Origin of the sequence: Halomonas sp. H2 (assembly GCF_050215315.1) — a bacterium.
Lineage (GTDB): Bacteria > Pseudomonadota > Gammaproteobacteria > Pseudomonadales > Halomonadaceae > Vreelandella.
In genome coordinates, this window is sequence record NZ_CP189760.1 from 2,702,541 (window position 1) to 2,719,825 (window position 17,285).

At 53.5% G+C, this 17,285-nt stretch carries 20 protein-coding genes and 7 tRNA genes; 8 read left to right on the forward strand and 19 right to left on the reverse strand.

Features of this window, described 5'->3' with window-relative positions; translation table 11 throughout:
* Nucleotides 1-41 precede the first annotated feature (41 nt).
* Nucleotides 42-1,265 carry a YbfB/YjiJ family MFS transporter gene (locus ACQE2I_RS12560; RefSeq protein ID WP_427028422.1) on the reverse strand — a complete coding sequence of 408 codons (1,224 nt, stop codon included), beginning with the start codon at nucleotides 1,263-1,265 and terminating at the stop codon, nucleotides 42-44.
* A gap of 178 nt (nucleotides 1,266-1,443) precedes the next feature.
* On the opposite strand from ACQE2I_RS12560, the gene ACQE2I_RS12565 reads away from it, so the two are divergent.
* Both ACQE2I_RS12565 and ACQE2I_RS12570 read left to right on the forward strand, forming a co-directional pair.
* Nucleotides 1,444-2,775, forward strand: coding sequence for a M20/M25/M40 family metallo-hydrolase (locus ACQE2I_RS12565; RefSeq protein WP_427028423.1), 1,332 nt, complete (start codon nucleotides 1,444-1,446; stop codon nucleotides 2,773-2,775).
* A 987-nt stretch (nucleotides 2,776-3,762) separates the two neighbouring features.
* Complete coding sequence (locus ACQE2I_RS12570) at nucleotides 3,763-4,731, forward strand: IS30 family transposase (protein WP_032608318.1); 969 nt, start codon at nucleotides 3,763-3,765, stop codon at nucleotides 4,729-4,731.
* A 114-nt stretch (nucleotides 4,732-4,845) separates the two neighbouring features.
* On the opposite strand, the gene ACQE2I_RS12575 is transcribed toward ACQE2I_RS12570, so the two are convergent.
* Both ACQE2I_RS12575 and ACQE2I_RS12580 read right to left on the reverse strand, forming a co-directional pair.
* A complete protein-coding gene (locus ACQE2I_RS12575) occupies nucleotides 4,846-5,583 on the reverse strand; it encodes a MauE/DoxX family redox-associated membrane protein (protein ID WP_427028424.1) in 738 nt (245 codons plus the stop codon).
* A gap of 172 nt (nucleotides 5,584-5,755) precedes the next feature.
* Entirely contained in the window at nucleotides 5,756-6,442 is a 687-nt protein-coding gene (locus ACQE2I_RS12580; RefSeq protein WP_427028425.1) for a type 1 glutamine amidotransferase domain-containing protein, read from the reverse strand.
* A 93-nt stretch (nucleotides 6,443-6,535) separates the two neighbouring features.
* Here ACQE2I_RS12580 and ACQE2I_RS12585 point away from each other — a divergent pair, with 93 nt between their 5' ends.
* The gene (locus ACQE2I_RS12585) at nucleotides 6,536-7,093 is read left to right on the forward strand and encodes an LPD1 domain-containing protein (RefSeq protein ID WP_427028426.1); all 558 of its coding nucleotides are present in this window, start codon (nucleotides 6,536-6,538) and stop codon (nucleotides 7,091-7,093) included.
* Here ACQE2I_RS12585 and ACQE2I_RS12590 read toward each other — a convergent pair.
* Complete coding sequence (locus ACQE2I_RS12590; RefSeq protein WP_427028427.1) at nucleotides 7,082-7,471, reverse strand: HepT-like ribonuclease domain-containing protein; 390 nt, start codon at nucleotides 7,469-7,471, stop codon at nucleotides 7,082-7,084. The two genes, ACQE2I_RS12585 and ACQE2I_RS12590, sit on opposite strands and share 12 nt — an antisense overlap.
* A complete protein-coding gene (locus ACQE2I_RS12595) occupies nucleotides 7,464-7,754 on the reverse strand; it encodes a nucleotidyltransferase family protein (RefSeq protein WP_427028428.1) in 291 nt (96 codons plus the stop codon). The genes ACQE2I_RS12590 and ACQE2I_RS12595 overlap by 8 nt, the downstream gene beginning before the upstream one ends.
* A 302-nt stretch (nucleotides 7,755-8,056) precedes the next feature.
* On the opposite strand from ACQE2I_RS12595, the gene ACQE2I_RS12600 reads away from it, so the two are divergent.
* The gene (locus ACQE2I_RS12600) at nucleotides 8,057-8,200 is read left to right on the forward strand and encodes a hypothetical protein (protein WP_427028429.1); all 144 of its coding nucleotides are present in this window, start codon (nucleotides 8,057-8,059) and stop codon (nucleotides 8,198-8,200) included.
* 97 nt (nucleotides 8,201-8,297) lie between these two features.
* On the opposite strand, the gene ACQE2I_RS12605 is transcribed toward ACQE2I_RS12600, so the two are convergent.
* Both ACQE2I_RS12605 and ACQE2I_RS12610 read right to left on the reverse strand, forming a co-directional pair.
* Complete coding sequence (locus ACQE2I_RS12605; RefSeq protein ID WP_427028430.1) at nucleotides 8,298-8,660, reverse strand: helix-turn-helix domain-containing protein; 363 nt, start codon at nucleotides 8,658-8,660, stop codon at nucleotides 8,298-8,300.
* Nucleotides 8,661-8,698: 38 nt separating this feature from the next.
* Nucleotides 8,699-8,950, reverse strand: coding sequence for a type II toxin-antitoxin system RelE family toxin (locus ACQE2I_RS12610; RefSeq protein WP_427028431.1), 252 nt, complete (start codon nucleotides 8,948-8,950; stop codon nucleotides 8,699-8,701).
* An 84-nt stretch (nucleotides 8,951-9,034) separates the two neighbouring features.
* On the opposite strand from ACQE2I_RS12610, the gene ACQE2I_RS12615 reads away from it, so the two are divergent.
* Nucleotides 9,035-9,355, forward strand: coding sequence for a hypothetical protein (locus tag ACQE2I_RS12615; RefSeq protein ID WP_427028432.1), 321 nt, complete (start codon nucleotides 9,035-9,037; stop codon nucleotides 9,353-9,355).
* Nucleotides 9,356-9,411: 56 nt separating this feature from the next.
* On the opposite strand, the gene ACQE2I_RS12620 is transcribed toward ACQE2I_RS12615, so the two are convergent.
* The 12 genes from ACQE2I_RS12620 to ACQE2I_RS12675 all read right to left on the reverse strand — a co-directional run bounded on the left by ACQE2I_RS12620 (nucleotide 9,412) and on the right by ACQE2I_RS12675 (nucleotide 14,179).
* Nucleotides 9,412-9,499 (reverse strand) — tRNA-Ser (locus ACQE2I_RS12620).
* A 107-nt stretch (nucleotides 9,500-9,606) separates the two neighbouring features.
* A complete protein-coding gene (locus tag ACQE2I_RS12625; RefSeq protein WP_427028433.1) occupies nucleotides 9,607-10,128 on the reverse strand; it encodes a YiiD C-terminal domain-containing protein in 522 nt (173 codons plus the stop codon).
* A gap of 12 nt (nucleotides 10,129-10,140) precedes the next feature.
* Nucleotides 10,141-10,701 carry a nitroreductase family protein gene (locus tag ACQE2I_RS12630; RefSeq protein ID WP_427028434.1) on the reverse strand — a complete coding sequence of 187 codons (561 nt, stop codon included), beginning with the start codon at nucleotides 10,699-10,701 and terminating at the stop codon, nucleotides 10,141-10,143.
* Nucleotides 10,702-10,777: 76 nt separating this feature from the next.
* Complete coding sequence (gene queF, locus ACQE2I_RS12635) at nucleotides 10,778-11,611, reverse strand: NADPH-dependent 7-cyano-7-deazaguanine reductase QueF (RefSeq protein ID WP_427028435.1); 834 nt, start codon at nucleotides 11,609-11,611, stop codon at nucleotides 10,778-10,780.
* A gap of 38 nt (nucleotides 11,612-11,649) precedes the next feature.
* Nucleotides 11,650-12,423: an ABC transporter permease gene (locus ACQE2I_RS12640; protein WP_027959666.1), complete on the reverse strand. Its 774-nt coding sequence runs from the start codon at nucleotides 12,421-12,423 to the stop codon at nucleotides 11,650-11,652.
* Complete coding sequence (locus ACQE2I_RS12645) at nucleotides 12,420-13,388, reverse strand: ABC transporter ATP-binding protein (protein ID WP_427028436.1); 969 nt, start codon at nucleotides 13,386-13,388, stop codon at nucleotides 12,420-12,422. Before ACQE2I_RS12645 ends, ACQE2I_RS12640 begins: the two co-directional genes overlap by 4 nt.
* Before the next feature lie 169 nt (nucleotides 13,389-13,557).
* Nucleotides 13,558-13,632 (reverse strand) — tRNA-Gly (locus ACQE2I_RS12650).
* Nucleotides 13,633-13,665: 33 nt separating this feature from the next.
* A tRNA-Glu gene (locus ACQE2I_RS12655) sits at nucleotides 13,666-13,741 on the reverse strand.
* Between the two features lie 19 nt (nucleotides 13,742-13,760).
* Nucleotides 13,761-13,835 (reverse strand) — tRNA-Gly (locus ACQE2I_RS12660).
* Between the two features lie 43 nt (nucleotides 13,836-13,878).
* Nucleotides 13,879-13,954, reverse strand: a tRNA-Glu gene (locus ACQE2I_RS12665).
* A 19-nt stretch (nucleotides 13,955-13,973) separates the two neighbouring features.
* A tRNA-Gly gene (locus tag ACQE2I_RS12670) sits at nucleotides 13,974-14,048 on the reverse strand.
* Between the two features lie 55 nt (nucleotides 14,049-14,103).
* Nucleotides 14,104-14,179, reverse strand: a tRNA-Glu gene (locus ACQE2I_RS12675).
* A 257-nt stretch (nucleotides 14,180-14,436) separates the two neighbouring features.
* On the opposite strand from ACQE2I_RS12675, the gene msrB reads away from it, so the two are divergent.
* The 3 genes from msrB (at nucleotide 14,437) to ACQE2I_RS12690 (ending at nucleotide 17,220) form a co-directional block, all read left to right on the forward strand.
* Nucleotides 14,437-14,835, forward strand: coding sequence for a peptide-methionine (R)-S-oxide reductase MsrB (gene msrB / locus ACQE2I_RS12680; RefSeq protein ID WP_427028437.1), 399 nt, complete (start codon nucleotides 14,437-14,439; stop codon nucleotides 14,833-14,835).
* Nucleotides 14,836-14,926: 91 nt separating this feature from the next.
* On the forward strand, nucleotides 14,927-15,883 hold the full coding sequence (gene ylqF, locus ACQE2I_RS12685; RefSeq protein WP_427028438.1) for a ribosome biogenesis GTPase YlqF: 957 nt from the start codon (nucleotides 14,927-14,929) through the stop codon (nucleotides 15,881-15,883).
* A gap of 89 nt (nucleotides 15,884-15,972) precedes the next feature.
* A complete protein-coding gene (locus ACQE2I_RS12690; RefSeq protein WP_427028439.1) occupies nucleotides 15,973-17,220 on the forward strand; it encodes a pyridoxal phosphate-dependent aminotransferase in 1,248 nt (415 codons plus the stop codon).
* Nucleotides 17,221-17,285 lie beyond the last annotated feature (65 nt).

Here is a 17,285-nt window from a genome sequence, read left to right on the forward strand (position 1 = left end):
CCTAGAGGATTTAGCGGGCAATGCCCACTAGGCCCTAGTTCCTAGGCGTACACCGTCGCTTTGGCAGCGGCATCTAAGCGCTGGGCAGTTTGATCTACCCGGCGTAAACAGGCCAGCAGCACGGCGCCCAACGTCACAAAGCCGCCCGCCAACCACAGTCCCACGCCATAATGGCCGGAGGCTTCGGCCAACATGCCGGTTAGCGCCGGGGCGCATATTTGGGCCGCACCATAAGCCAGCGTCATCTGCCCCATTAATCGCGCGGGGCTTGAAGGGTAGAGCCTGCCCGCCATAGTCAGCACCAGGCTGACGCAACCAAGGAAGGTGCCGCCGTAGAGCACGGCGCTGAGCAGCACCGCTACTGCGTTCGAGGTAATGGCAGGCAGTACGATGCCCACTACCTGAATGCACATGGCGATAATCAGCGCCCCCAGATACCCTACTCGACGGGCGACTAAATCCCACAGCATCACCGCAGGTGCAGCAGCCAAACCGGCTAGAGCAAAAGTCCAGTTACCCATTCCCGCCAGCAGTGGCTCACGCTCGACAATGGCCACAAGAAAGGTAGCGCTGATCACATAGCCGTAACCCGCGCAAAAATAGGCGGCCAGCATCCAGCGCATAAAGGTTCGCGTGGGCGGCATCGAGGTCTGGCTATGTGTTTCGTGCGCTCTCTCCAACGTTTTTTCCGGGCGTGGCAGCCAGCGCCAGGCAGGCACCAGCAGCACTGCCCCCAGCAGGCTAAAGCCCCACCACTGGGTCTGCCAGCTAAACGACAGCTGCAGCATCATTTCTACCGCTACAGCGACCACCACCATGCCAATGCCCAAACCAGAAAAGTGAATGCCCAGCTCGCCGCGCTGGCGGTGTTGTATTAGCCAATGAAGGATCAGCCCCGACGCCAGGAGCATCGACGCGCTGCTGGAAAGTCCGGCCAGAAAACGCAGCCCCGCCCATACCCAGAAGTGCTCGGTGAGCGCCATACCTGCTGTGGTCAGCACCGCCAGTATTAGCCCGCAGCGAAACAGCATGTCTTTGCTATAAATACTGTGAATAGAGGCCGCTAATACCGCCCCCAACATATAACCCGCGTAGTTAAGCGCCGCCAGCCAGCCACCATCGGCGTCCCCCATCCAGGTCTGCTGCTGCATCACCGGCAGTAGCGGCGTATAGGCAAAACGGGCGACGCCAACACACAATATCTGGCTGAAGACGCCCGCCAGTAACACTTTAAAGCGCTGGGCACCTAGTGTGGGTGCGGTCATTGAACTGCTCCAACATCGTCGTATTATGTTTGTTATATGCAACTTTATTGAATCAATAGTACGACGTTTTTGCTCCCGCAGCATCGTCCAAACGCGGCGCGCCTTATCAGCGCATCTAACTTCATAATCTGGCAGACTAGAGGCGATTAATATCCACCTTAATAAGTGAGTGATAACGATGAGCGATAGTGCAAAACCCTGGACACAACCGATGCCCGACGCGCAGTTTAAACTGATGCGCGATATTCTTGCCGCTCCTAGCCCCGTAGGCCTGGAAGCGGCGATGACCTACGGCGTGTTAAAGCCCCACTTTGAAAGCTTTGCGCCCAAAAGCTGGCACCTTCACCAGTTCAAGGGCAATGCAGGCGTGGTTCTCGACACCCATCCTGACCGCGACGATATGTTCAAGGTCATGCTGATCGGCCATGCGGACAAAATCCGCATGCAGGTGCGCTCAATTGGTGAAGACGGCAAGATCTGGATCAACACCGATTCGTTCCTACCCACCGTGCTGATCGGCCATGAAGTGAAGCTGTTCAGCGAAGACCCCGAGAAGCCCGGCAGCTACCGCTGCATTGAAGGCGGCACGGTTGAAGCACTGGGCGCCATTCACTTCTCTGATCCTGCCCAGCGCGATGGCAGCAAAGGCCTGAAAAAAGAGCAGATCTACCTGGATCTACAGATCCACGGCGAAAACAAAAAGCAACAGGTGCTGAACCTGGGTGTACGGCCCGGCGATTCGATTATTTTCGACCGCCCAATCCGCCCCGGCTTCAGTCCCAATACCTTCTACGGTGCCTACCTGGATAACGGATTAGGCTGCTTTGTGGCCGCCGAAGTGGCGCGCTTGATTGCTGAAGCAGGCGGCACTAAAAACGTGCGCGTACTGTTTGCGATTGCCAGCTACGAGGAAATTGGCCGTTTCGGTAGCCGCGTGATGGCGGGTGAAATGAAGCCGGATGCTTTGATTGGCGTCGATGTAAACCATGACTACGTGGCCGCGCCGGGTATCGGCGACAAGCGTATGCAGCCGCTAGAGATGGGCAAAGGCTTCACTATGGCGGTGGGTTCGATCGCTAGCGAGCAGTTGAACCGCATCATTGCTAAAGCCGCTAAAGAGCAGGATATTCCGCTGCAGCGCGATATCGTCGGCGTGGATACGGGTACCGATGGCATGGCAGGCGTATTGGCGTCTATCGATAGTGCCGCTACCTCGATTGGCTTCCCTATCCGCAACATGCACACCATCTCAGAAACAGGCCATACCCAGGACGTGCTGGCGGCTATTCACGCCCTCACCCATACCCTGCAAGCCTTGGATGCCATACCTGACCTACAGCGTGAATTCCTGGATAACCACCCGCGCTTAGACCAAGCGAGCCCGCTCACTCATCAAGGCGGCGACAAGCCTGACAGTGAGAAGGATGACAGCAACGACGAGAGCAGCGAAGGCAAAACAGTTAGCCAAGGCAACGACATTAAGAAAAGTAAGAAAAAAGCGAAGAAATAAAACAAGCGTATAAAAAAGAAGCCCCGGCCACTCCCTGGCTGGGGCTTTATTAAACCTTCCTTGATTCGTCTTCACAAACATCCTGTTTGTGCTTCTATGAGCGTAAGCTTCCCTCGCTTGATCTTCCCTATTGCCACTTTCTTATGCTGTGTACTCACAGTGAACCTTAAAACACTCTATTTATCTAACCTATGTTATTAAACCGGAAAAATTTATCTTTTTTTATTCAGATTAACTGCACCTATTTAAAGCACGCTTTTTTATATGGCACATATGCCTTGCAGCGCTATACTCTTAAAAGTATCGGCAACGATGCTACTCTACACGGACGTTACCACGCCTGAACCATCATCTAACCTACTGGTAGGAGGTCAGCGTGCGAGACATTATTATTAGCAGCAAAGTCAACGGGCTGGATGTCATCTGTCGTCATTGCGGTAACTCAGAGTCACCCAAAAACCCGTTTTTGAACCGCTTCCGTTTAGAAGGCACCGGTAAAAACAGTACCACCGTACGCTGCCTGAACTGTCAAACAGCGGTTGAAATACCCTTGAGTGAATTAAGCTCGCTTTATTATCACTATGCTTGCTAAAGTAAGCACTTGCTAACTTTCACGCTTGTTATAAAAAGGCTTATGTCATCACCACTGTCCTTTTATTATCACAAGCAATGCATTGTTAATAAAAGCGTCAAAAGAGCTTAATTAACTTGTTATTTATTCCAGGGTAAAAAAACCCGGCCACTCCTTGGCCGGGTTTTCATCAGCTCTTCTCTGATCTTGTCCTGTTTGTGCATCCTTGTGCTACACAAGCAATCCTTGCTTGTTCTTCCCTGTCGCGAGTTCCCTACGCTGTGTGTGCACAGTGCGCTTTATAACAGCGGGTTTAATCTAACCTGTGATACGCGGTTTCGGATAATAAGTGCAATTGGTAAGAGGGCGGCCAGCTGGTAGAGTCGGCGCTCCTCCCGACCAAGAGAAAAGCACTGATGAGCTACAACCAGCTGACCGAAAACGAACGATACCAGATTTACATTCTAAAAAAAGCAGGCCACAGCCAATTGGCGATAGCGGAGAAAATGGAGCGGAGTCCGTCCACGATCAGCCGGGAGCTTCGCCGTAACAGAGGGCTTCGAGGTTATCGGCCTGGGCAGGCACAGAAGCTGTCGAGCGCTAGGAGGCATGATGCCTACAAGGCACGGAAGGTGACGGACGAGGTGCGAGGTGAGATAGAAACCTTGCTTCGTCAGGAGCTGAGTCCGCAGCAGGTTGCCGATTACCTGAGAAGGCACACAGGCGTATGTCTGCACCACGAGACGATTTACCAGTTGATTTACGCAGACAAGGCCAACGGTGGCGATTTGTATAGGCATCTTCGGGTAGCGTCAAAGCCCTATCGCAAGCGCTATGGCAGCTATGATCGGCGAGGGAAGATCAAGAACAGAGTGAGTATTGATGAGCGCCCTGCGGTCGTTGACCGGCGTAGCCGAATTGGTGACTGGGAAGGCGATACGATCATCGGCAAGGGTCGCAAGGGCGTTCTGCTGACGATGGTTGAGCGTAAGACGCTGTATACGGTCATTGTTCGCCTGACGGGCAAAAGAGCCGACCTGCTGGCGGCTGCAGCGATTGAGCATTTGGCGTCGCTCAAAGCCAGAATCAAAACCATCACCTTGGATAATGGTCTTGAATTTTCTGGGCACGAGGATATAGCGAAAGGTCTGGAGGCGGATATTTATTTTGCCCACCCTTATGCATCATGGGAACGAGGGATCAATGAGAATACCAACGGCCTTATCCGCCAGTACTTCCCCAAGGGAACAGACTTAAGCAAGGTGACGGATGAGCAGGTTCAGTTTGTTATGGATCGACTGAACAGCAGACCCAGAGCGACCAGAGGTGGACGATCACCGAATGAGTTATTTATAGGGCGGCGAGACGATTTACTCGCCGCGTAATGAAATTGCAGTTATTACTTGAAACCAAGATATGTAGCGGCAAATAAATTGTTTTTTAATGGATTTTTGGATTTTAAACAGCCTTTTAGCCAAGCAAGTTTTTAATGACTATTTTTATAGCAACATTTTCAGCGGCATCCATAGCCCCATCAGCACCATGGCGATATTTTCTGTCAGCGATACAAACCCTAGTGGCACATTGCTGCTTCCGCCAACGCAGGCGCATTTCAACTCACGCTTATCCACGTACACGGCTTTAAAAACCGACACCGCGCCCACCGTGCCGATAAACAGCGCCAGCGGTGCTGCCAGCCAAAGCATGGCACCGGCCAGCATTAGTATCCCTGCCAGGGTTTCTGCGTAGGGGTACACATAGCTGTAAGGGACATAGCGCTGAGCCAGCAGGTCGTAGTTAAGGAACATCGAGCTAAAGCTCTCTACATCCTGCAGCTTCTGCAAACCCAGCAGCACCATGGCCGTGGCCACCGCATACTCAGGCATTCGTGCCGCCACTAAGGTGCCATTGGCAACCCAGCTAACCGCCAGCCCAATGAGCAAAGCGGTCACAAATATGGCGATCACCGGCCGATAGAAAGTCTCTTTTGCACTCGGCACACTCATGCCTAAATACTCACGCACCTCTTCATAGCCACCAATACGTTTATCACCGATATAGGTTTGCGGGGTGGTATCGACATTCTCCTGGGCCTTGAACGCCTCAATTTCATCTCGGGATGTAAGCGGATGGTCATCGACCTGGTAGCCTTTGCGTTTTAACAAATCGACTGTTTTCATACCGAATGGGCAGAGATGTTCCGCGGTTTTCATCCGATAGACGCGTGCGGTCTCCATGTTAGTCGCCTCCTTGTTGCGCTGCTGAGAACTGCGCTGTTGAGAACATAGCTACTTAAAAATAAATAACCTATCTCCCTATAAGCATAGTCAGAATCTAATCGGCACCAAAAATACAAACGGCGAGGAGAGCCTCGCCGTCGTCACCAAACGCGGTATTAATACCGGCGGGTTATTTCGTCAGCCACGCCATTAGCGTTTCAGCCGTGAGTGCTGAGGAAGGCGGGTTTTGCCCGGTGATCAGTTGGCCATCCTCACGTACGTAAGGGGTGAAATCATCCGCTTTGCTATAAATCCCGCCGCACTTTTGCAAGGCATCTTCAACGAGATGCGGCACGATATTGGTCAAGCCAACGGCCTCTTCTTCTCCGTTGGTGAAGCCTGTTACCTGGCGGCCTTTGACCAGCGGCTCACCAGTGCTGTCTTTAGCATTTACCAACACTATCGGCGCGTGACAAACCGTGGCAACCGGCTTGCCTTGGGCGATAAAGGTTTCGATCAAGCGAATCGAGTCCGCGTCGTCAACGAGATCCCATAGCGGGCCGTGGCCCCCGGGGTAGAATACCGCATCGAAATCATCAGCCTTCATGTCACTCAAACGGTGGGTGGCGGCAAGCTCCGCGTTAGCTTTTTCATCTTGCTTAAAGCGGCGCGTTTCATCGGTTTGGCTATCGTCTGCGTCACTTTTGGGGTCAAGCGGCGGCTGCCCACCCTTGGGCGATGCCAACGTTACTTCAGCACCCGCGTCTTTAAAGACATAATAAGGGGCTGCCAGCTCTTCGAGCCAAAAACCGGTTTTATTACCGGTATCGCCCAACTGATCGTGAGACGTCAGTACCACTAAAATACGCTCGCTCATATCTCTCTCCTGGCGGTGGAAAATGAGGCAATTAAAATGCGTTACGGTTAGTTAGTGGGGGTCTGGATGGCGGAATGCAAGGAGAAACGACAAGTGAGCATCGAAGCGCGGGATTTTTATCGCAGTGGTCCTGACCATCGCCAGGGGCAAGCCAGCAGTTTTGCGCTGGCCAAAAACGCAGGCCCCGGCAGCATCGCCCATGAGTGGTTTCACGCTTTCAACCACTATGTCGCCACTAAGTGTTTCCGTGGCATCCCCAACGGCCTGTTCGCCTCTACCGCGTGGTTAGCCGATGCGACGCCCATCTCCCACCCGCTTAATCAATTATTGATGGAGTGCTTCAAGGCTATTCTGCTGCAGCCAGCAGGTGAACAGCCTAGCGAGCTGTTTCAGCACTCGGTGCAGGTGGATAAAAAGCTCGGTCAGCTCTACTACAGCAAACCCGAAGAGCTCTGCGCCCGCGCTTTTGAAGCCTTTGTGCAGGATGCGACCATCACCAATCACTTTCTGGTCAAAGGCACCAAGGCCTCTCCTGAAGCGGAAAGAGGTCTTTACCTACTGGGCGCACAGCGGGAGCAGATCAATGCAGCGTTCAGCGGCTATTTTAGTGGGCTTGGGAAAGCGTTAGATCGTGAAAATTTAGTCAAATAAATCATTTTCAGTACTGATATCTACCTTACTTTCATTGCGAATCGTTTCCAGATACTCAAGAAGCTCAGGTACATTGTCTTGAATAATGCTCCATACAGTATCTTCGTCAATACCCAAATATGCATGGATAAGTCTATTGCGTGTCGCAATGATCAAGCGCCAGGGCACTTCTGGATACCGTTGGCGTACTTCATCTGGAATTCTGGTGGCTGCTTCACCGATAAGCTCTAAATTACGCAACGTAGCATCGTAGGTGAGATCATCATTGAGGAAAGCAATTTGATCTAGTCCCTCTGTGTAGGAAAGCACTTTCTCACCAAAACCGACCATATCATCAATATAGAAGCGCCATTCACGCTTCACGCCTTTCTCAGACATGTAGCGCCTCGCTCTCGATGTATGGCCTCAATTCATTCCGAAGGGCTTTATCTGTCACTAAATCGACTGGAGACCCAAGCAGATCTTCTAAATAAAATTGAAGACCAAAATAGCGTGCGGAGGTTGCTGGGCCATCGAAACTGACAAGAATATCAATATCGCTTGTGTCTTTAGCGCTCCCACGAGCCATAGAGCCAAAAAGAGCAAGCTTCTTCACATCGAACTGCGAAGCCAATATCGACTTGTGCTCATGTAATAGTCGCAATGTTTCGTCTTTGTTCATTTTGATCCTCTCCTTGCCCACGGGCACACCATATATGGAGCAGTCATATGTGCGCCGGCTTCCGCCCTACTTCAGCAAATTTTATATCATCAAATCCAGTATGGCATGCTTACAAAGGTTCTGGTTCAACTACTCATCCAAATATCCAATGTTGCACTCCTAACAGGCAACAGGATATGGAAAATAAGTCCGTTACTGGGGGTTTTCTGCTATTTTGTTAACGCTCGACAGCTGTTGATTTCAAACCTCGTTGTCGGGCTTTCTGGCAGGAATTTTTCTGCCACCATGGAAAGGTTGCTCAGTTGTCGCCTACGTGCGAAATAGCGCTTTCGCGACTACGCTATAGCAACGTTCACTACTCAAAGGAAGAGAATATGTCTACTACCACTATCGTCGTTATCGTTGCCGTGCTGGGTATTGGCTTCGGCGGAGTGCTGCCTTTTTAAACAGCTTTCTTTATTTTTCCCAAGACAATTCCAGACAGCCAAAAACGAAAAAGGCCGTCGAGCTAAGTGCTTGACGGCCTTTAAAATTTTATGGCGGTTAGGTGAGATCTCTCAACTCCACATCCAACGCGGCCGCAATACGGGTCAGCACACTCAACGAGCCGCTCTTCTTTCCTGACTCTATTTCGGAAAGATACCCCTGGCTGATCCCTGCTTTTTTCGCCAGTTCGCCCGCGCGTAGGCCACGGTATTCACGGTACACCTTCACGGGTGCCAGGCCGTCCAGCAGCGCATCCACAACCGCTGCGGGAAATGACTCTTCACCACGCGCCACAACCGAGTTGGCAGCGTCGATATCGTCCTGGTCTTCCAACCGCGCAAGCAGTACGTGGTACTCCTGCTCGGGCAGTACCACCAGCCGCTCGCCAGTGGGCGTTTGAATAATCTGAGGTGCGCTCATGCCGCCTCCTGTTAATTGCCGGGTACATTATTGATGCTTTATTGATAAATAGCGCCACGGGCACCGATGTTAATGATATCTAACACATCACCTTGCTCGTCAATGATCACCCGCCAGTCGCCCACCCGCAGGCGAATATAATCGCTCCCCTTCAACGCCTTCACATTATTGCGTTGGCTTTCCGGGTCTCCCGCGTAGGCCTTGATTTTACCTTGTATGCGCTTCGACTCAGGCCGCGGCATTCGCTGCAGCACCTTTAGCGCACTTTTACGGTAAGTGATCGTCTTCATTACCATCATTATAGCCAATAGAGAATAAATATCGAAATTTTTTTAGCTGTAAGCTAACAAACACCACAAAGGGTCAATATCGCCATGGTGACCAGTGGGGCTAACTCGCCAGTTGGATCCAATAGCTCGCCCTTTTACGCGAACGCCATCCGCGAGCGCTTCTGGAAAACCCACCTGAAACGCGTAGGCGTTCGCTACCGCGGCCCCAACCAGTGTCATTACACGTTCAGCCAGCTGCTCTCTATGGGTGTAGTGCCGCTGCACTGGATCTCAAACCACGTTGGCCACGCCACGATCACCATGATCCAACAACGTTATGGGCAAGTGGATTCGCAACGACGGCCCAAATGTTCCAGCGCCATTGAGAAGCAATTAGATCTGGAGCACTCCCAAGCTAGTCCCTGAGAGCCAGAAACGAAAAAGGCCGTCAAGCATTTAGCTTGACGGCCTTTAAAATCCTATGGCGGAGGGGGAGGGATTCGAACCCTCGAAGCCTTGCGGCTTACACACTTTCCAGGCGTGCTCCTTCGACCACTCGGACACCCCTCCGCGTTTTGGCGCTGTTGAAAGGCGTTACCTTTCGCGACAGAACGGCGCATATACTATGGGCTAAGCCTCGAAATAGCAAGCCTTTTCAGGCTTTACGAACCTGACGGCTAACGCTCCGGCAATACAGCGTAGCTGCCGCTAGCTTCCAGGCAAAGCGTGTCACCACAATAGAGCTGGTGAGTCAGCGCGATACGCCCTTTGCCGCGTTCAGCAAGCTTGTTGGCAAGCTGATCGGGGACTTCTAGCTCGGCTGGGGTGCAAACTAAGCGGTAGTCGCCCGTGACTGGCGCAAGAAAGCGCTGAGTAGCTTCGGCGACCACTACGTCCCTTGCGATACCTCGCTCGCGTAGCCATAGGGTTACCCAGCACCAGCCTTGCAGCGTGGTTTGCGCCGTGAGCGCGCCGCCAAACCCGGTGCCTTTATCGTTTAGGTTAGGCGCTAGCGCCAATTGCCACGTTAGAGTGTCGCCTTCGCGCGTTACCTCATTAATGCCTAGCGCGCTTACTATGGGGATAGCGTCACCCAACCATTGCTGAAAAGCGACTAAGTCTTCTGGCTGGCCTTCCGGCCGGGCTTCTGGCAAAGCCAAGCGCGGGTACGGCACCCCTGGCTTACGAGAGATATTCATACGTACGTATACCTAGTCCCAGCGTTCGACAAAGTCAGCAGCGTTATGCTGCGCTACCGGTTTATGGCGGCCACCTAGCGTCCCCAAGTAGATAAACGCAACGACTTCATCGTCTTCATCCAGACTCAACCCTTTGCGTACCACGGGGTCAAAAGCGTACTTACCACTTCGCCACATGGCACCCAGTTCCAGCGCATGGGCGGCCAGTAGAATGCCATGAGCGGCGCAGCCAGCGGAAATCACCTGCTCCATTTTGGGCACTTTGTCGAGCTCTGGCGTGACCTTGGCGATCACGGCGATAACCATCGGCGCCCGCAGCGGCTTCTTGCGCGCCGAGTTGAGCGTTTCGTCATCGGCGCTAGGGTCCTCCTGAAACTCCGCTTCGGCGAATAGCTCACCCAAGCGTTCTCGCCCTTCCCCGCTAAACTCGATAAAGCGCCAGGGGCGCAGCTCTTTATGGTCGGGAGCCCGCAGCGCGGCCTGATAAATGGCGCTGAGCTGTTCGCCGCTGGGCGCTGGCTCCATCAGCTTGCCCATTGAGCTACGCTCGTGAAGAAGCGTGAGTGCGTCCATTGATGACTCCAAGTCCAATTGTGTGAGGCTACTTTAGCACCGTCATTTATAGCATTGTCATTTATAACATTGCCGCTTACTGCCTTGCTAGGCGCAGCGGCGTGGGGGGCGTTAACCCTGGGGTTGCGCGCCAGGGACTGATATCTAACCCGCCGCGACGCACATAGCGCGCCAGTACCAGCAACTGCGTGGGCTTTGCATGGGTCATTAAATCGCAGAAGATATGCTCAACGCAGTGCTCGTGAAAATCCTGGTGCTGGCGAAATCCAATCAGGTAGCGCAGCAGCCCTTCGCGGTCTATTTTCGGGCCTTTATAACGAATCAGCACGCTGCCCCAATCTGGCTGACCGGTAACGGGGCAGTTGGATTTCAGCAGGTGGGAGTAGAGCGTCTCCTCGACGACCTCTTCTCCTACCGATAGGTGGCCACTGCTAGGCGTATAGTCGCTTACTGCGATATCTAAATCGTCCAAGCATTCGCCCGGCAAGAGCTGAGGTGAAAGCTCTGAAGCATCCACATCAAACAGCTCGACACTCACCTCAGCCCCCGCCGCAACAGCAAGGTCATTGGCAAGCGTTTCCATCACGTCCTGACGACTATAGAAACGGGTTTGGTTGAGGCTATTGAGGTAGAGCTTCCAGGATTTGGACTCAATCAGATTGGGTGAGGCCGCTGGCAAGCGAAAGCGCGCCACGGCCACAATAGGCTTACCGCGCGAGTTGAGCCAGGAGACTTCAAAGGCGTGCCACTCATCTTCCCCCGCAAATGGCAGAGCCCCCTCTTCAACCCCCAACGGCACTCGATTAGCCGCGCGGGGAATAGGATATAGCAGCTCCGCGTCATACTGCTCAGGGTAAGCGGAATCGCGCCCTAACGGCGCGTGCTCTAACGTGTCTGGGCGGTGTGCCATTGTATAAAAGCTCTCTCTTCTCAAGCGGATTGATACATCTAGCTGCGGATACCTTTGCCGCGCTCTAGCATCGCCAGTGCAATACTAAACAACACAATGATGAAGGCAAAAATGGCAGCGAGCGCCCAGCCAACGGGAATATCCGAAACACCCAAGAAGCCATAACGGAAAACGTTGACCATGTACAAAATTGGATTGAGCATGGAAACGCCCTGCCAGAAGTCAGGCAACATTGAGATAGAGTAAAACACTCCACCCAAATAGGTCAGCGGCGTCAGGATAAACGTCGGCACGATAGAAATATCGTCGAACTTATTGGCCAGTAACGCATTAATAAAGCCGCCAATAGAGAACAGCGCAGACGTGAGTACTACGACTAATACCGTGAGCAGCGGGTGTTCCATGGTTAGGCGGGTAAAGAACAGTGAAACGACCGTCACAATCAGCCCGACGCCTAACCCACGTGCCATACCGCCTAAAATAAAACCAGCCAGTATCACCCAATTGGGCATGGGAGACACCATCATCTCTTCGATCGAACGCTGAAACTTATTGGAGAAGAAACTCGACGCCACGTTGGAGTAGCTGTTGGTAATCACCGACATCATGATCAGCCCAGGGACGATAAAGTCCATATAGCTGAAGCCGTCCATGTCACCAATCCGCGAACCGATTAGGTTACCGAAGATAATGAAGTACATCGCCATGGTGATCGAGGGCGGCAGCAGCGTTTGTGGCCAAATACGGGTGAAACGTTTGATCTCTTTTAGCACCAGCGTCCACAGGGCGATCAATGTTTGCGTAGCATTCATACGCGTTCCTCCGTCTTCTCAACGCGCTGATCAATCGCCCCTTGGCCACTGCCCTCCACCATCGACACAAACATCTCCTCAAGGCGATTGGCCCGGTTACGCATGGAAACGACTTGAATACCCTGCTCGCTCAATGCATTGAAAACATCATTTAATCGCTGGCCGCGATGCACTAATAGCGCAAGCTGGGTGGGTTCTAACTGCTGTAGCTCGAAGCCTTCGATTACGGGCACTTCTGCTACCGGCTCAGCCAAATCGATCAGGAACGTCTCGGTATCAAGCTCAGCCAGTAACTCGCGCACACTGGTATTCCGGACAATGTCGCCATTGTTGATGATGGCCACATTGCGGCACAGGCTCTCGGCCTCTTCCAGGTAGTGAGTGGTAAGGATAATGGTGGTGCCTTCGTCTTGGTTGATCCGCCGCATGTACTCCCACATGCTGCGCCGCAGCTCGATATCCACACCCGCCGTCGGCTCATCCAGAATCAATAGCTTGGGGCGGTGCATCAGCGCCCGGGCGATCATCAGGCGGCGCTTCATGCCACCGGAGAGCATGCGTGCGCTGCCGTTGCGTTTTTCCCACAGACCAAGATCAGTTAGCAGCTGTTGAGCGCGGGGCAAGGCTTCGCGGCTGGTCATACCGTAGTAGCCCGCCTGAGCGAGCACGATATCGAGCACTTTTTCAAACTGGTTGAAGTTGAATTCTTGAGGCACTACGCCTAATTGATACTTAGCTTTGGCGAAGTTTTTATCAACATCGATACCAAATATGGAAACCTTGCCCGCTGTTTTTTGCACCAGCGAGCAGACCACCCCCAAGGTGGTAGATTTACCGGCGCCATTGGGGCCCAACAGAGCAAAAAAATCGCCCTGCTGGACGTCGAGATCAATACCTTTAAGTGCCTGAAACCCATTGCCATACACTTTGGTAAGACCACGGATCGACAATGCCGGTTCGGCCATGAACATGTCCTGTCAGCAAAATAAGAAGAGAGTGTGAAATATTAGGGCGCAAACGACTTTTTTCAAGGTGGCTAAGACCACCGAACGCCAGACACGCAAACAGTGACACCCAGCCGTTAGCTAGCGCGTCAAGAAAATAGGAGAGAAACAAATGAAAACAACAAGCGCTTGGAGCGGGAAAGGAGATTCGAACTCCCGACCCTCGCCTTGGCAAGGCGATGCTCTACCACTGAGCTATTCCCGCAACGCTAACAAAACTGCTTGCACTACTACTAGATGGCGTCCCATAGGGGGTTCGAACCCCTGTTACCGCCGTGAAAGGGCGGTGTCCTAGGCCACTAGACGAATGGGACTATATAAGTGCATCAAAACTGGAGCGGGAAAGGAGATTCGAACTCCCGACCCTCGCCTTGGCAAGGCGATGCTCTACCACTGAGCTATTCCCGCTTATTATAGAGTTCTTGCTATCTAACGCTTTAGCTATCGGATATGGCGTCCCATAGGGGGTTCGAACCCCTGTTACCGCCGTGAAAGGGCGGTGTCCTAGACCACTAGACGAATGGGACACTGTAAGCATTTGATGCTTGGAGCGGGAAAGGAGATTCGAACTCCCGACCCTCGCCTTGGCAAGGCGATGCTCTACCACTGAGCTATTCCCGCATTCCGACAAACCTGACGACCGCTTACCTTAAGAAAACATATTCCTCAAAATAAGTGGCGTCCCATAGGGGGTTCGAACCCCTGTTACCGCCGTGAAAGGGCGGTGTCCTAGACCACTAGACGAATGGGACGTTGCAATGCCTCGTCGAGGTGGCGCGTATGTTACTCAGACCGCCTTAAGCTGTCAAGCACTCTGCCGCTGCCAGATTTGCATTGGCCACAACGAACCCGATCTCATCTTTACTTTGATTGTAAGCGGGCTGGCGGCTTTCTCAGCTTTCCCGCAGGTTGAATTTGGGCCGATTGCTAGCTGTCACTTACACAAATGATAAGCTAGTCTGCCTAATAAGCCTCTGAATGATTGAAACCAGAGGGAAAGGAGAACCCCATGGCGAAAATAGAAAAATCCCCCGACGAGTGGCAACAGCAGCTCACCCCAGAGCAGTACCGCGTGGCGCGTGAGAAAGGTACTGAGCGCCCCTTCAGCGGCGACTACCAGGTACGCGATGCGCAAGGTATTTACCACTGTGTTTGCTGCTATGCGCCGCTGTTCGAAAACGAGCACAAGTTTGACGCTGGCTGCGGTTGGCCAAGCTTTGACCGCCCGCTAGGCACCCGCTGTGTAGGAGAGCATACCGATACCACTCACGGTATGCAGCGCACCGAGGTGGTCTGTTCCCACTGCGACGCCCACCTGGGCCACGTGTTCCCCGACGGGCCACCAGAGACCACCGGCTTACGCTACTGCATTAACTCGGTATCACTGGAATTCCACCCTGACGAGTAATCGCCACTAAATCCTAGCAAGGAATCACAGCAAGACGGGCACCATCTGCTAGAATGGTCGCCCGCTTTTTTTGTGCTTGCAGGAGAGACCCATGCTCGGCTGGTTCCCCGGACATATGAACAAGGCCCGCCGCCAGATTCAGGAGGTGCTGCCTGAAATTGACGTCGTGATCGAGGTACTCGACGCGCGTCTACCCTACTCCAGCGCCAACCCGATGCTGGCCGTGCTAACCCGCCACAAGCCGGTGCTGAAAATTCTCTCCCGCGCAGATCTCGCTGATCCAGAGCGGACGGCCGAATGGGTGGCTTATTTCGATGCCCAAGAGAACATGCGCGCCCTAGCGGTGACCACCACCAATACCCGCGAGCTAAAGAAAATCCCCAAGCTTTGCCATGAGCTGGCCGGTGCGGTGCGCGCCGACCGGGATGTTCGGGTGATGGTGATGGGTATACCGAATGTCGGAAAATCCACGCTGATTAACGGCTTGGCGGGGCGAAAAATTGCCAAAACCGGCAACGAACCAGCGGTGACCAAGCGCCAGCAAAAGGTGCGTATCGATGGGCGCGTAGCGCTTACCGACACGCCTGGCGTGCTGTGGCCAAAAATTGAGGATCAGGCCAGTGCCTATCGTCTCGCTGCCACCGGCGCCATTCGCGATACCGCTATCGAGTACGCCGATGTGGCGATTGTGACCAGCGCAGAGCTAGCCAAGCGCTACCCCGAAGCGCTCACCGAGCGTTATAAGCTCAAAGCGCTGCCGCCCTACGCCGCGCCGGACACTCCCCACGATATTGATGCGGATGGCCCGAAAAAGCCTGACTTTCTCGCTATTGCAGGCTTCGATGGTAACGCCATCTTAAAAGATATTGCCGCGCGCCGTGGCGGCCTGCGCCCCGGCGGCGCGGTGGATCTGCATCGCGGCGCGGAAGTGCTGCTTCACGAACTGCGCGATGGCAAGCTGGGTAGGCTAACGCTTGAAACTCCCGCTGACATTCCACCGCCGCCCGTGCAAAACGACGAAGACAATCAAGTACTTTCCGACGCATAATGGTTTGACAGCCCTTTAGCCGATGACGGCTTGTAGGCGCTTACCTTTTGGACACTTTGGGCCTCTAGCTACTTTTGGACAGACACCTCATGGATACCCCGCAGTCGCACGAATCACAACCGCTAAAAAAATCTCATAAACTGCACAATGTCTGCTATGACATTCGCGGCCCGGTACTCGACCATGCCAGGCGCCTGGAAGAGGAAGGTCAGCGAGTTCTCAAGCTCAACATCGGCAACCCGGCGCCGTTTGGCTTTGAGGCGCCGGAAGAGATTCTCCAAGATGTGATGCGTAACCTGCCCACGGCCCAGGGCTACTGCGACTCCAAAGGCCTCTACTCCGCCCGAAAAGCGATTATGCAGGAGTGCCAACGCAAGCAAATTCCCGGCGTAGGTATTGAAGATATCTTCATCGGCAATGGTGTCTCTGAGCTGATCGTGATGGCCATGCAGGCGTTGCTCAACGAGGGCGATGAAGTGCTGATTCCCGCCCCGGATTACCCGCTGTGGACAGCGGCTGCCCATCTTTCCGGTGGCCACGCGGTGCATTACCTGTGCGATGAGCAAGCGGACTGGACGCCCGACATGGCGGACATCCGTGCCAAAATCACCAGCCACACCCGCGCCATTGTGCTAATCAACCCCAACAACCCTACCGGCGCGGTGTATCCGCCAGCCGTGGTGAAAGAAGTGCTGGCGATTGCCAAGCAGCACAACCTGGTGGTGTTTTCCGATGAGATCTACGACAAGATTCTGTATGACGGCGTCGAGCACACCGCCACCGGCGCACTGGCGGACGATGACCAGTTAGTGATTACCATGAACGGCCTCTCCAAAAGCTATCGCTGCGCCGGCTTTCGTTCAGGGTGGATGATTATTTCCGGCACGTTGGCCAAGCTAAACGCTCAGGACTATATCCAGGGGCTGAATATGTTGGCCTCCATGCGGCTATGCGCCAATGTGCCCGCCCAGCACGCGATCCAAACCGCGCTGGGGGGCTATCAGTCAATCAATGATCTGATCCTGCCCGGCGGGCGGCTGTTGGCCCAGCGCGATATCACGGTAGAGAAGCTCAATGCGATTCCCGGGGTTTCCTGCGTGAAGCCCAAAGGCGCCCTCTACGCGTTTCCGCGCCTCGACCCTAACGTTTTCAATATTAAAGACGACCAGCAGATGGTGCTGGATCTACTGCTGCAGGAAAAAATCTTGCTGGTGCAGGGCACGGCCTTTAACTGGCCAGAACCCGACCATGTGCGCATTGTGACGCTGCCCTGGGCCGACCAACTTGGCGATGCACTCGACCGCTTTGCCAATTTTTTATCGCGCTATCGGCAGTAAGCCTAGATAACTTAAACACCGCCATGACTTGAAACTGCCATGAACAGTACATATCTCAGCCATTA